Annotated in this window: 14 protein-coding genes and 1 other RNA gene; 4 read left to right on the forward strand and 11 right to left on the reverse strand. The window is 60.6% G+C overall.

All coding sequences use genetic code 11. The features are described 5' to 3' along the window. Positions 1-9: 9 nt before the first annotated feature. From mraY to rsmI, 9 genes are all read right to left on the reverse strand, one after another. Complete coding sequence (mraY, locus tag ACKPCU_RS17335) at positions 10-1,092, reverse strand: phospho-N-acetylmuramoyl-pentapeptide-transferase (RefSeq protein WP_104737434.1); 1,083 nt, start codon at positions 1,090-1,092, stop codon at positions 10-12. Between the two features lies 1 nt (position 1,093). Continuing rightward, positions 1,094-2,482 (reverse strand): UDP-N-acetylmuramoyl-tripeptide--D-alanyl-D-alanine ligase, encoded by a 1,389-nt coding sequence (locus tag ACKPCU_RS17340; protein ID WP_321348632.1) that lies wholly within the window; start codon positions 2,480-2,482, stop codon positions 1,094-1,096. Next, a complete protein-coding gene (locus ACKPCU_RS17345) occupies positions 2,475-3,926 on the reverse strand; it encodes a UDP-N-acetylmuramoyl-L-alanyl-D-glutamate--2,6-diaminopimelate ligase (RefSeq protein WP_321348633.1) in 1,452 nt (483 codons plus the stop codon). The genes ACKPCU_RS17340 and ACKPCU_RS17345 overlap by 8 nt, the downstream gene beginning before the upstream one ends. Then, positions 3,923-5,671 carry a peptidoglycan D,D-transpeptidase FtsI family protein gene (locus ACKPCU_RS17350; protein ID WP_104737437.1) on the reverse strand — a complete coding sequence of 583 codons (1,749 nt, stop codon included), beginning with the start codon at positions 5,669-5,671 and terminating at the stop codon, positions 3,923-3,925. The genes ACKPCU_RS17345 and ACKPCU_RS17350 overlap by 4 nt, the downstream gene beginning before the upstream one ends. Beyond that, entirely contained in the window at positions 5,668-5,973 is a 306-nt protein-coding gene (gene ftsL / locus ACKPCU_RS17355) for a cell division protein FtsL (protein WP_104737438.1), read from the reverse strand. Before ftsL ends, ACKPCU_RS17350 begins: the two co-directional genes overlap by 4 nt. Further along, positions 5,973-6,911, reverse strand: coding sequence for a 16S rRNA (cytosine(1402)-N(4))-methyltransferase RsmH (gene rsmH, locus ACKPCU_RS17360; RefSeq protein ID WP_321348637.1), 939 nt, complete (start codon positions 6,909-6,911; stop codon positions 5,973-5,975). The genes ftsL and rsmH overlap by 1 nt, the downstream gene beginning before the upstream one ends. Next, positions 6,908-7,363 carry a division/cell wall cluster transcriptional repressor MraZ gene (gene mraZ / locus ACKPCU_RS17365; protein WP_104737440.1) on the reverse strand — a complete coding sequence of 152 codons (456 nt, stop codon included), beginning with the start codon at positions 7,361-7,363 and terminating at the stop codon, positions 6,908-6,910. Before mraZ ends, rsmH begins: the two co-directional genes overlap by 4 nt. A 298-nt stretch (positions 7,364-7,661) precedes the next feature. Next, an RNA gene (gene rnpB / locus ACKPCU_RS17370) (RNase P RNA component class A) lies at positions 7,662-8,018 on the reverse strand. 76 nt (positions 8,019-8,094) lie between these two features. Beyond that, positions 8,095-8,943 (reverse strand): 16S rRNA (cytidine(1402)-2'-O)-methyltransferase, encoded by an 849-nt coding sequence (gene rsmI / locus ACKPCU_RS17375; RefSeq protein ID WP_229744292.1) that lies wholly within the window; start codon positions 8,941-8,943, stop codon positions 8,095-8,097. Between the two features lie 156 nt (positions 8,944-9,099). On the opposite strand from rsmI, the gene ACKPCU_RS17380 reads away from it, so the two are divergent. From ACKPCU_RS17380 to ACKPCU_RS17395, 4 genes are read left to right on the forward strand one after another with little or no spacing between them, the layout of a single operon-like run. Continuing rightward, on the forward strand, positions 9,100-10,923 hold the full coding sequence (locus ACKPCU_RS17380) for a penicillin-binding protein activator (RefSeq protein ID WP_321348642.1): 1,824 nt from the start codon (positions 9,100-9,102) through the stop codon (positions 10,921-10,923). Continuing rightward, positions 10,923-11,297 (forward strand): YraN family protein, encoded by a 375-nt coding sequence (locus ACKPCU_RS17385; protein WP_407651772.1) that lies wholly within the window; start codon positions 10,923-10,925, stop codon positions 11,295-11,297. Before ACKPCU_RS17380 ends, ACKPCU_RS17385 begins: the two co-directional genes overlap by 1 nt. Before the next feature lie 11 nt (positions 11,298-11,308). Then, positions 11,309-11,902, forward strand: coding sequence for a phosphoheptose isomerase (locus tag ACKPCU_RS17390; RefSeq protein ID WP_104737444.1), 594 nt, complete (start codon positions 11,309-11,311; stop codon positions 11,900-11,902). Then, on the forward strand, positions 11,899-12,465 hold the full coding sequence (locus ACKPCU_RS17395) for a BON domain-containing protein (RefSeq protein ID WP_104737445.1): 567 nt from the start codon (positions 11,899-11,901) through the stop codon (positions 12,463-12,465). The genes ACKPCU_RS17390 and ACKPCU_RS17395 overlap by 4 nt, the downstream gene beginning before the upstream one ends. Positions 12,466-12,517: 52 nt before the next feature. Here ACKPCU_RS17395 and ACKPCU_RS17400 read toward each other — a convergent pair whose 3' ends face one another. Both ACKPCU_RS17400 and ACKPCU_RS17405 read right to left on the reverse strand, forming a co-directional pair. After that, positions 12,518-12,925: a ClpXP protease specificity-enhancing factor gene (locus tag ACKPCU_RS17400; protein WP_104737493.1), complete on the reverse strand. Its 408-nt coding sequence runs from the start codon at positions 12,923-12,925 to the stop codon at positions 12,518-12,520. Between the two features lie 24 nt (positions 12,926-12,949). Next, positions 12,950-13,585, reverse strand: a complete 636-nt coding sequence (locus ACKPCU_RS17405) for a glutathione S-transferase N-terminal domain-containing protein (protein WP_104737446.1) — start codon at positions 13,583-13,585, stop codon at positions 12,950-12,952. Positions 13,586-13,641: the final 56 nt, after the last annotated feature.

A 13,641-nucleotide genomic window follows, 5' to 3' on the forward strand; every position in this document is an offset into this window, starting at 1 on the left:
CCCTGCTCCTCAACGCAATTTCAGGGTGGCTAGACCGATCAGCACCAGTACCACGGTGATGATCCAGAAGCGCACGATCACGCGCGGCTCCGGCCAGCCCTTGAGTTCAAAGTGGTGGTGAATCGGCGCCATGCGGAATACCCGGCGGCCGGTCAGCTTGAACGACGCTACCTGCACGATCACCGACAGCGTCTCCACCACAAAAATGCCGCCCATGATGAACAGCACGATTTCCTGCCGCACGATCACAGCGATCACACCCAGTGCGGCGCCCAGCGCCAGCGCGCCGACGTCACCCATAAAGACCTGAGCCGGGTAGGTGTTGAACCAGAGAAACCCGAGACCTGCGCCCAGCAGCGCGCCACAGAAAATGATCAGTTCACCGGCACCCGGCACATAGGGAATCAACAGGTACTCGGCAAACTTGGCGTTACCCGACAGATAGGCAAAGATGCCCAGCGCGCCGCCCACCATGACCGTTGGCATGATCGCCAGACCATCGAGGCCATCGGTCAGGTTGACCGCATTGCTGGAGCCGACGATGACGAAGTAGGTCAGGACAACGAACAGCACACCCAGCTGGAATTCGACCTGTTTGAAGAACGGCACAATCAGGGTGGTCTCGACCGGCGTCTTTGCTGCCATGTAGAGAACTACCGCCGCCGCCAGACCGAACACCGACTGCCAGAAATACTTCCAGCGCGACGGCAGGCCGCGGGAGTTCTTCTCGATCACCTTGCGATAGTCATCGACCCAGCCAACCGCGCCGAAGCTGATAGTGACGCCCAGTACCACCCAGACATACAGATTGCTGAGGTCTGCCCACAACAGAGTGCTGACACCGATGGCAACCAGAATCAGCGCACCGCCCATGGTCGGCGTGCCCTTCTTGGACAGGTGCGATTGCGGACCATCGTTGCGAACGGCCTGACCGATCTGACGGATCTGCAGGGTGCGAATCATCCAGGGGCCCAGAAACAGCGCCATTGCGAGCGCCGTCAGTACACCCAGGATGCCGCGCAGGGTCAGATACTGGAAGACGGCAAAGCCGGAGTAGTACTGCTGTAGATATTCGGCGAGTAAAAGCAACATGTCAGCTGGCCCCGTTATCGTTATCGTGCGCGTCAGCCGGGGCCAGAAGGCCGGCGACCACTACATCCATGCCCGCACTACGCGAGCCCTTCACCAACACCCGGGTGTTGGCATCCAAATCCTGTTTGATGGCATCGATCAGCGCTTCGCGGCTGTCGAACAGACGCCCCTTGGCGCCGAACGCCTCCACTGCCATCGCAGACAGCCGACCAGTGGCATACATACCGTCCAACCCCTGTTCTCGCGCATGCACACCGACGTCCCGGTGGCTTTGCTCTGCCCACTCGCCAAGCTCGCCCATGTCACCAAGCACCAACAGACGCCGGCCGTCCAGGCTGGCGAGCACGTCAATCGCGGCTTTAACCGATGCCGGGTTGGCGTTATAGGCGTCATCAATTATCAGTGCGCCACCAATACCGTTGAGCCAGTTGCCACGGCCATCAACGGGCGCAAGGGACGCTAGGCCACGGGCGATTGCGTCCAGGTCCGCACCTGCGGCCAGCGCTGCGCCCGCCGCAGCGAGGGCATTAGCAATGTTGTGCGCACCGCGCAGCTGCAGGCTGGCGGAGACCGTGCCCGCCGGCGTCACCAGATTGAAACTGGGGCAACCTGCTGCGTTGATCTCAACCTCTTCTGCGCGCAGCTGTGCGGTCGGGTTCTTCATGCTGAAGGAGCAGGCGGTACGACGGCTGCCGAGCAGCTGATACCACTGTTCAAACCAGGGGCTGTCCAGATTGAGGATCGCCTGACCACCATCGGGCAACGCGCTGACGATCTCGCCCTTGGCCTTGGCGATGCTTTCCGGGCTGCCAAAACGACCAACATGCGCCATACCGGCGTTGGTCAGCACGCTGATCTGCGGCTTGACCAGGCCCATGGTGTAGTTAATGTCGCCAATCTGGGCGGCCCCCATCTCAATCACGGCATAGCGGTGTTCAGCAGTGAGCTGCAGCAGGGTCAGCGGTACGCCGAGTTCGTTGTTCAGGTTGCCCTGCGTCGCCAGCACCGGACCGCACTCACGCAGGATGGCGGCGAGCATTTCCTTGACGGTGGTCTTGCCGCTGGAACCGGTGATGCCGATTACCGTACCGCTGAACTGGTCTCGCACCAGCGCGCCCAGGTGGCCCAGCGCCAGCTGGCAATCGTGAACCAGCAACTGGGGCAATTCGTCATCGACGAGGTACTCCACCATCGCTGCCGCAGCGCCATTTTCCCGGGCCTGGGCAACAAAGTCATGGCCGTTGCTGCGGCTGCCGGGCAGCGCGACGAACAGCCCACCCTTGGCAACCTTGCGCGCATCAATGCTGACACTGTCAAAATGGGTATCCACGCCGTTGAGCGTGGCGGCCAGTGGTTTGAGCAGGTTGGACAGGCGCAGCGCTTCAAGCATGAGCCACCTCCCACTGCTGCAGCGCAAGGCTGGCCTGTTCGATATCGCTAAAGGGGTGACGCACGCCGTCAATCTCCTGATAATTCTCGTGACCCTTGCCGGCGAGCAGAATGACATCACCCGGCTGCGACGCAGCAATCGTCTCGGCGATGGCTTGCGCACGGTTGGGTATGACGGTCAACGCCTGCGGGTGTTCCGCACCGCGGCAAATCTGTTCGATAATCTGTGCTGAAGATTCGGTTCTCGGGTTGTCGTCGGTCACGACCACTGCCTGGGCATACTGTTCGGCAACCCGCGCCATCATCGGACGCTTACCGTTGTCACGGTCGCCACCACACCCAAAAATGCAAACAACGCGCCCTGCGGCATGCTGGTGCAACGCGGTCAGTGCCTTTTCCAGCGCGTCCGGGGTGTGCGCGTAATCAACGACGACCAGCGGCAGATTGCCGCCGCCCAGGCGCTGCATGCGACCAGCCGGAGGCTGCAGCTGCGCAACCTGCTGCAACGCCGTCTCGGCGTCTACACCAAGGGCCAGCAGACTGCCGAGCACGGCCAGCAAGTTGCTCAGATTGAAACTGCCCAGCAGCGGACTACGCAGGGCAAAGTCACGACCTTGAACCTGCAACTGCGCGTCAAGCCCAAGGCTGTCGCACACCAACTCGCGGCAATAGAGCGCAGCAGCCGGATCGCTCAGACTGAAGCCAATAACCGGCGCCTCGCAGCGAGCTGCCAGTTCGCGACCAAACGGGTCATCCAGATTGATCACCGCCGCCTGCAGGCCGCGCTGGAACAGCTTGGCCTTGGCGTCGCCGTAGGCAGCCATAGTGCCGTGGTAATCCAGATGATCGCGGCTGAGATTGGTAAACACCGCAACCGCGAACCGCACGGCTGCAACACGATGCTGATCCAGCGCATGGGAAGACACTTCCATCGCGACATGAGTTGCGCCCTCATCCCGCATGGCACCTAGCTGGCCCTGAACGGCAATGGCGTTCGGCGTGGTCATACCGTGCTCGACAAGCGCGCCGGCCAGGCCGCTGCCCAGGGTCCCGATCACACCACAGCGGTTACCCAGACGATCCAGCGCCTGGGCCAGCATCTGGCTGACGCTGGTCTTGCCGTTGGTACCAGTGATACCGATCACCTGCATTCCCGCGCTGGGTTGGCCATAAAAGATGTCACCCAGCGCGGATACCTGCTGCGCCAGGTTCGGCACCTCAACAACTGGAACGCTGACGGCCTCAACGGCGCCGTGCCCGGGCTCACAGGCGACAGCAGACGCCCCTGCCGCCACGGCCTCGACAATGAAGTCCCGTCCGTCGTATCGCAAGCCCGGAAAAGCAAGAAACAGATCCCCGGGCGCTACCCGACGACTGTCCATCGTCAGGCTATGAATGTCGACATCGGTAGCAGCAACGCCAGGGAACAACTGAGAAAGTTTCATCTCTGCTCCCCCGTGCCGGCAACTGCCGGCAGAGTGGCCTGATCAAGCGACGCCAGATTATCTGGCGCGACATTCATCAGCCGCAGTGCATTGGACATCAGGCCACCAAAGACCGGCGCGGCAACCAGGCCGCCGTAATAACCGTCATCGCTGCTTGGCTCGTCGATCACCACAGCGATCGCAATCCGCGGGTCGGAACTGGGCCCAAACCCGGCGAACAGTGAGCGATAGGAATCCTCTTGATACCCCTTGCTGGAGGTACTCGCCTTGCGTGCAGTACCACTCTTGCCAGATACGTGATAGCCGGGAACGCGAGCACGGAAGGTGCCGCCATCGGCCTCGATCACGTTCTGCAACATGCCCTGCACCAAACGCGTAGCGTCTTCGGGCAATACTTGCTGGGCCTCAGGCTGCCCCTCGACCCGCAGCAGTGACATAGGCACCTTGCGGCCGTCGTTGGCCAGAATCGCATAGGCCTGCGCCAGCTGAACGGCGGTGACCGAAAGGCCGTAGCCATAAGACAACGCCGCTGTCTCGGCGGAACGCCAGGTACGGTAAGTAGGCAGCCTGCCGACGCTCTCACCGGGAAAACCGACGCCGGTGTACTCACCCAGCCCGACAGCCGCCATGGCGTCGTGGACAGTCTCGCCACCGATATCCAGTGCCACCTTGCTCATACCAACGTTACTGGATTTGAGCAGAATGCCTGCCAGATCGAGCACGCCGCCGGGTGCGCGGGATACGTCGCGAATGGTGTAACGACCAATTCGCAGGGTCCCCGGATAGACATTGACCTGGTCGCTCGGCTTCCAGCGCCCGGTAGCGAGCGCGGCAGTCATGGAAATCGGTTTCATGGTCGAGCCCGGCTCGAACACATCGATCATCGCGCGATTGCGCATCATGCTCGGCTGCAGATTGGCCCGATTGTTCGGGTTATAGGAGGGCTGGTTGACCATCGCCAGCACTTCACCGGTGCGCACATCCAGCATCACTACCGAACCAGCCTTCGCACCGAATTCCTGCATACCCTCACGCAACTGGCGATGCGCCAGATACTGCAAGCGCAGATCGATGGACAGGCGCAAATCATTGCCCGGGCGTGCATTGCTGATCACCTGCACATCCTTGATCAGGCGGCCGCGGCGATCCTGCAGCACCTGGCGCTTGCCCGGCACACCCTGCAGCCACTGGTCGTAAGCCAGTTCCAGCCCTTCCTGCCCCTGCTCATCAACGTTGGTGAAGCCGACCAGGTGGGCAGCCACTTCACCTGCCGGATAGAAGCGGCGGTATTCTTCGATGCTGTAGACGCCATGTACCTTGAGCGCCATGACAGCTTCACCGTCAGCCGGCGTCATGCGACGACGCAGGTAAATGAACTCTTTATCGGCATTGGCCTTAAGCCGCTCGCTGAAGGTCGCCAGATCGGTGCCCAGCGCACGCGCCAGATCAGGCCAGTGGGCCTGCTGGTCAATCAACTGAGACGGATTGGCCCAGATGGTGAGAACCGGGGTACTGACGGCCAACGGCTCACCGTTCCGATCGGTGATCTGCCCACGGTGAGCCGGAATCGGCACGTGGCGCACACTGCGCTTGTCACCCTGACTGCGCAGAAAACCTTCATCCAGAACGTGCAGCTCGGCGATTCGCCAGGCAACGGCTACGCAGCACAGACCCAGCAACCCGATCACCAGGCGAAAACGCCAGGGATAGAGGCTGCCATTAGGCTTGAGTGCGAACTTTCTCATGGTTTCACCAGGATCACATCGCTGGGCTCAGGCACATGCATGCCGAGCTGCTCGGTGGCGATACGTTCAATCCGGCTATAGGCCGTCCAGGTGCTCTGTTCCAGCACCAGCCGGCCCCATTCGGCCTGCGCTTTCTCACGCACATCCATCTCGGTCGCCAGCTCATTAAGCAATTGGCGGCTCCAATGGGCGCTGTAGGACACCGCCAGCGCACTGGCGACACCCAGCACGAAAACCAGCGTCAGCCAGCCGCTGCCGGTTGGCAGGCCGGAACGCTTGGGCAGCTGCGCAGGGGCGTTCATCAACGCTTCTCCGCAATACGCAGCACAGCGCTGCGGGCACGGGGATTGGCATCAATCTCAGCGGCAGTCGGCTTGATCGCCTTGCCCACCAGATTGATCGAGACTGGAATATCAATATCGCGAATCGGCAGGTCACGCGGAATCGGCGCGCCTTTGGCCTCGCGACGCATGAACTGTTTGACCATGCGATCTTCCAGCGAGTGGAAGCTGATTACCGCAAGGCGGCCTGCCGGTGCCAACACATCCAACGCAGCGCGCAGACCGTCGGCCAGATCGTCCAGCTCGCGATTGATAAAGATACGGATGCCCTGGAACGCTCGGGTGGCCGGATGCTTACCTTTCTCCCAGGCGGGATTGGCTTCCTTGATTACCGCAGCGAGATCGCCGGTACGGGTAAAAGGTTGCTGGGCACGGCGAGCAACCACCGCCCGCGCCATGCGCTTGGCGAAACGCTCTTCACCGTACTCCTTGAGCACGGTGGCGATATCAGCCTCACTGGCGCTGTTGACCCAGTCCGCGGCACTCTGCCCTGCACCCGGATTCATGCGCATATCGAGCGGACCGTCATTCAGGAAGCTGAAGCCGCGGGTCGGGTCATCGAGCTGGGGCGAGGACACTCCCAGATCCAGCAAAACACCGCTGACATGCCCGTGCAGACCGCGCGCACGCAACTCCTCGGCCATCTCCGCGAAGGACCGCTGTACAACGACAAAGCGGCCGTCTTCGGCCGCCAGTTGTTCGCCAGCCCGGATGGCTTCCGGATCTTTGTCAAAGGCAATCAGCCTGCCCTCCGGCCCCAAGCGTGCGAGCAGCGCTCGACTATGTCCCCCTCGTCCGAAGGTGCCGTCGATATAGATGCCGTCAGGTTGGATGGCAAGCGCATCAAGCGCTTCGTTCAGCAATACGCTGATATGGGAAAAATTAGGCACAGTACTCACAGGCTCAGCGAGTGCAGTTCAGCCGGCAGCTCGCCAGCCTCCTGCGACTCGTCCAGATAGGCAGACGTGGTGGCAGTCCAGGCATCTTCACTCCAGAGCTCGAACTTACCGATTTGACCGACCAGCATCACCTTCTTGTCCAGCCCGGCGTATTCACGCAGCAGCGGCGGCACGACAAAGCGACCGGCGCCATCCAGCTCGAGCTCGAAGGCATTACCGATCAGCAGTCGTTGCAGACGTTTAACCGCAGGATTCATGTTGGGCGCCTGACGCAGCTTGGCTTCGACGGCTTCCCATTCGTGCAGGGGATAGATCCAAAGACAACGGTCTTCCAACGCGATAGTGACGACCAATTGCCCACCACAGGACTCCACCAGACGGTCGCGATAGCGCGCAGGCATCGCGAGTCGCCCTTTGGCGTCGAGGTTGATGGCATTGGCTCCACGAAACACGTCGTTGTCCTTCCCTTAGATTACCGGCCGGAGCTAGCCAAAAAATCCCACTCCGCCCCACATATCACCACTTTGCGACACTATAGAAATGCACCTATACAGCGTCAAGAGCCGTACATAGGAAAAAAACCTTGCACAGCAGTGGTTTAGCGCGTTTTATCGGGAATATGGATGCAAAAGAGGTGTAGTTGAGAGCGTAAAAAACAGATAAAGCAAAAACATCGCCTCAGAACTTAAAGTGAATTGTGAGGAGTAAGATTTTTTTGCTCTAAGAAGAAGTAAGTCACACAGGAAGGAAAATAAGAGTTGGCCTGTAAGCCGGGTTCTGTCGAGGACAGTCATTCCTCTGGGATCGCCATCACTGACAACCTCTAGCAACCTACCCGAATCCAGTGCGGGCCACACCAACGGATTCCTATTTGGTCTTGCTCCAAGTGGGGTTTACCACGCCACAGACTGTTACCAGCTGCGCGGTGCGCTCTTACCGCACCTTTTCACCCTTACCGTCGCTTGCGCGCTTAGGCGGTTTGCTTTCTGCTGCACTTTCCGTAGGCTCGCGCCTCCCAGGCGTTACCTGGCACTTTGCCCTTTGGAGCCCGGACTTTCCTCCACAACGACGCTTGCGCACCGTCACAGCGACTGCCCGGCCAACTCTTGGCGGCAAGATTAACGACCACAGGCGCGCAGGGCAAGCATTCCCTGCAGGCAAGCGGCCACTGCCGATAAGCGCACTAGCCGTTACCGCGCTCCAGAGCAATCTGATACAACAGGTTCTTACGCACCCCGGTGATCTCCGAAGCCAGCTTAGCCGCGCGCTTGAGCGGCAATTCTGCCAACAGCAGATCGAGCACGCGCAGCGCGTCATCGCCCACCGCATCACCCTCTGGCGCAGGCGCACCTTCAACCACGAGCACACATTCGCCGCGCTGTTGATCAGAGTCACTGGCCACCCAGGCAACCAGCTCTGCCAGCGGTGCCGAATGCAGAGTTTCGAAAGTCTTGGTCAGCTCACGGGCCAGCAGCACCCGACGCTCGCCGCCCAGCTCCTGCTGCATATCCTGCAGACACTCCAGCAGGCGGTGCGGGGCTTCGTACACCATCCAGGTTCGGTCCTCCGCAGCCAGCGCCTGCAGGCGCTGACGGCGGCCATGCGCCTTGGCCGGGAGAAATCCCTCAAAAGCAAAACGATCCGAAGGCATCCCGGCACCGCTGAGCGCCGCGATCAGCGCGCAGGCGCCAGGTACTGGCGATACCTTGACGCCCGCCTCCCGGGCCTGGCGCACCAGATGGTAGCCCGGGTCCGAAATGAGCGGTGTGCCGGCATCGGAAATCAACGCAATGTCATCTCCTGCCAGCAGCCGCTCCACCAACCGCCCACCCTTGTCGCGTTCATTGTGATCATGACAAGCCGTCATTGGAGTACCGATACCAAAGTGCTGCATCAGTCTTGCACTGTGACGGGTATCCTCGGCAGCTATCAGCTTCACGTCCTTCAGAACCTGCAACGCGCGCGGACTCATGTCCTGCAGATTACCGATCGGCGTAGCCACCACAAAAAGAGTGCCAGCGAGTGTGGTCATGGAGATTCCTGGGTGCAATTTGTGACGCATTGTACAGCAGCCATCCTCTCGGCGCTGTCCGCCTTGGAGAATGAGCGCGCGCGCGGGTACAATGCGCGACTTAACCCGCCGGTTTGTAACCACATCATCATCGCCCGCACGTAAGGACACCTCCGCATGCACCGCTCCCTTCGCCTGTCGACTCTGGCCTTGACACTGACCACAGTGCTGGCCGGCTGTGCTTCCGCACCGAAAAGCCTGGACGAGCTGCCACGCACCCCCGATGCATCGGTTGAGGAAATCCTTAAGAGCGCAGACCGCTACGAAGGTGCCGAGGCCAACCTGCTCCGCCTGCATGCCGCCCAAACCGCACTAAACAACGGCAATCCGGAGCAATCCGGCCGAATCTTGCAAACGATTCCCCAGAGCGACCTGCCGACAGACCAGCAGATTCGCTTCAACGAACTGCAGGCAACGGGCGCACTGGCTCTGGGCGACAACGCTGCAGCCCTGCGCGCGATTCAGCACCCGTCAATGCGCCAGCTGGACATTCGCCCACTGCCAGAGCAACTGCGGATTCAGCAACTGCGAGCAGACATCCTGGAGGCCAATGGCAAGTTCATCGACGCCGCACAGGAGCGGGTTTACATTCACAACCTGCTGGACACGAGCCGTCAGGCTGCCAATAGCCAGGCAATCTGGGAAAGCCTGAGCAAAGCAGACACGCAAAGCCTGCAATCTGCCAGCGCCAATGCCAGCGGCGAATTCGCCGGCTGGCTCGAACTGGCACTGATTACGCGCAAACAGCGCAATCTTGACCTGCAGATCCGCTCCCTAATGGTCTGGAAGGAAGCCAACCCAAATCATCCAGCAGCCAACCCGCTACCGGACGCCATTCAGCAGATCGAAGCACTGCAGGCAAGTCGCCCCACCCATATCGGGTTGCTCCTGCCATTTAACGGCCCACTCGCCAGCGCCGCGCAAGCGCTGCGCGACGGATTTTTGGCCGCGCAGTACCAGGCCCAGAGCCAGGGCATCGACCAGCCCCAGGTAACCCTGTACGACAGCACTCAATACGCCAGCGCCCTAGACGCCCTGAATCAGGCGAAGCAAGAGGGCGTGCAATGGATGATCGGCCCACTGGAAAAGGACAAGGTCGCACAACTGGCTGGCGTCGGCGAATTACCGCTGCCAACTCTGGTTCTCAACTACGCGGAACAGGCCACCTCAGCCAGCAGCATCTACCAGTTTGGCCTCGCCCCCGAGGACGAAGCGCGCTCGGCCGCTATCCGTGCCTGGGAAGACGGCAAGCGCCGAATGGCAACTCTGAGCACCCGCGACGACTGGAGCCAGCGCGCCAATCGCGCCTTTGTCAGCGAATGGGAACGCCTGGGCGGCACCATCATCGGCCAGGAGCTGGTTGACCAGCCAGCCGCCGTTGCCAACCAGATGGGCGACCTGCTCAAGATCAAGCAGAGCGAGAACCGCGCCAACCGCATCAAAAGACTCCTTGGTAACGTACTGGCTCAACCCACGCCGCGCCAGGACCTGGACGCACTGTTCCTGGCTGCCACCCCATTGCAGGCACGGCAGATCAAGCCGACACTGGCATTCCAGTACGCCGCAGAGCTACCGGTCTATGCCACCTCGCACTCCTACCAGATTGACCCGACGGGCGCGCAGAACACCGACCTCGACGGCCTGCTGATTGCAGAGATCCCCTGGCTGCTTGATCACAGCGACCCGCTTTACAGCGACGTAACCGGCAACTGGCCCCAGGCCAGCGGCGCAATTGGGCGCCTTTACGCCATGGGCGTAGACACCCAGCGCATCTTCTCCCGCCTGCCGCAAATGCGTCAGTATCCGGACACGCGCATCGAAGGAGCCACCGGCGAGCTGAGTCTCGATGCCAGCGGGCGCATTCAGCGCAACCTCTCTTGGGGCCAGATCCGGGACGGCATCCTGCAACCGGCCGCACCGAGCGACAGCAGCCCACTTTGATGATACGCCTGACCAGCAGGCAACAACTGGGCAACCAGGCCGAGCGCATGGCTGAACAAATCATGCGCAAGGCAGGTCTATCCTGTGTGGCACGCAATTACCGGTGCAGACAGGGCGAGCTTGATCTGGTCATGCGCGACGGCGATACAGTAGTATTTGTCGAAGTGCGCTACAGGCAGCAGAGCCATTGGGGGAGCGCAGCAGAGAGCGTCAATCGGGCAAAGCAGCAACGCCTGATTCTCGCTGCGCAGCATTACCTGCTTCACCACCCCCGCCTGGCCAACCGCCCCTGTCGCTTTGACGTCATAGCCGCCGAAGGCGACCCCTCAAATCCAGCCTCATACAACTGGATAAGAGAGGCATTCACTTGCTAGCGAGTTTCCCTATGGACATGCAACACCGCATCAGACAGCTTTTCACCGACAGCATTGAAACCAAGACCCGCGCGATGGATGTGCTCGGCCCCAGCATTGAACAGGGCAGCCAACTGATGGTCAACGCGCTGCTCAGCGAGGGCAAGATTCTCACCTGCGGCAATGGCGGCTCGGCCGGCGACGCACAACACTTCTCCTCCGAGCTGCTCAATCGCTTTGAGCGTGAACGCCCAAGCTTGCCGGCAATCGCACTGACCACCGACGCCTCGACCATTACCTCGATCGCTAACGACTACAGCTACGAAGAAGTCTTTTCCAAGCAGATCCGGGCGCTCGGCCAGCCAGGCGACGTTCTGCTGGCCATCTCCACCAGCGGCAACTCTGCCAACGTCATGCAAGCCATCCAGGCAGCCCACGACCGGGACATGCACGTTGTTGCTCTGACCGGCCGCGATGGCGGCGCCATGGCCTCACTACTGATGCCCGAAGACGTCGAAATCCGCGTCCCCGCACGCTCGACGGCACGCATCCAGGAAGTGCACCTGCTGGCGATTCACTGCCTGTGCGACCTGATCGACCGCCAACTGTTCGGGAGCGAGGAATGAGAAAACTGTCAGCCATCGCCCTGACACTGATGCTCGCGGGCTGCAGCTCGATACTGACTGCCACTCGGGATACCCCGATTGAAGACAACCACGGCACGCGCACCATCGGTAGCAGCATCGACGACCAACTGATCGAGACCAAGGTCGCGGTAAACGTCAACAAGGTCAACGCCGCGATCGAAGCCGAAGGGCGAATCATTGCTACCAGCTACAACGGCGTCGTCCTGCTGGCTGGCCAGGTACCACGTGGCGATCTGATTGCGCCCGCTGGCGAGGCGGCAAAGCAGGTACAGAAGGTCAAGGTGGTTCACAATGAGCTCACCGCAGGCCCGCGTCTGTCGCTCCTCGCACGCAACCAGGACGCCCTGATCACCGCCAACCTGAAAACCCGCCTGCTCACCGACGGCACCATACCCGGCTCGCGCATCAAGGTGGTAACCGAAGCTGGCGTGGTCTATCTCATGGGCCTTGTCACCCACCACGAAGCCGACCTCGCTGTGGCGCAAGCGCAGCAGGTGGGAGGCGTTCAACGCATCGTCAAACTGTTCGAGTATCTCGATTGAGGACCGGCACTGGCGACAATAAAAAGCCCCGCAGAGCGGGGCTTTTTATTGTCTACTTGACGACTTTCAATGCGGGACGACCGCCACCTTCCGGACGTGGCGGCTGGGGCGGCTGATCACCACCTTCTGGATCACCAGACGGCGGCGCAACAGGCTCCAGCTCAAACACCATACCCTGACCGTTCTCGCGGGCATAAATGGCCATTACCGCCCCCAGCGGGATCCAAACCTGCTGGGCAACGCCACCGAAGCGGCCGTCAAAGCTGATCTGCTCGTTATCCATATGCAGATCACGCACCGCGCTTGGCGAAAGATTAAGAACAATCTGCCCATCCTCGACGAAGGCCATCGGAACAGCTGTGTCCGGATGCTCGGCATTCACCAGCAAATAAGGCGTGCACTGATTATCAAGAATCCACTCGTAAAGAGCACGCACCAGATAGGGGCGACTGGAGCCCATCTCGGCCATATCCGCTTCCTCCAATCAGTTTGCCTTCATATCCCGCTCAGCCGCCGACAGACTGGCGATAAACCCTTCGCGCTGGAAGATTCGCTCCATATAGTCCAGCAACGGCTTGGCCTGCTTCGGCAGCTCCACACCCAGTTCCGGCAGACGCCACAAGATCGGCGCGATACAGCAATCCACCAGACTAAACTCTTCACTCATGAAGAACGGCATCTCAGCAAACACCGGAGCAACCCCAATCAGGCTCTCACGCAGCTCCTTACGTGCACGCGTCACTTCGGCAGAGCTGCTCTTGGGATCAACGATAACATCCACCAGACGGCACCAGTCACGCTGCACGCGATACATCAGCAGACGGCTGTTGGCCCGCGCCACCGGATATACCGGCAACAGCGGAGGATGCGGAAAACGCTCGTCGAGGTACTCCATCATGATGCTCGACTCGTAAAGAACGAGATCACGATCAAGCAGCGTCGGAACGCTGTTGTAGGGATTATTCTCGGCTAACTCCTGCGGATGATCGCCAGGTTCGACGTTAATCACGTCAACGGTAACCCCCTTTTCTGCCAGCACTATTCTGACCCGGTGACAGTAGTGATCACGGGGATCCGAGAAAAATGCCATGGAGGAACGCTTGTTGGCGGTTACGCCCATATGTAAACCCTCATCCTTATTCGGACTGCGGCAGGTGCCAGACTGGCACCTAAAAG

The sequence above is a fragment of the Halopseudomonas oceani genome (assembly GCF_963677335.1).
Classification (GTDB): Bacteria; Pseudomonadota; Gammaproteobacteria; order Pseudomonadales; family Pseudomonadaceae; genus Halopseudomonas; species Halopseudomonas oceani.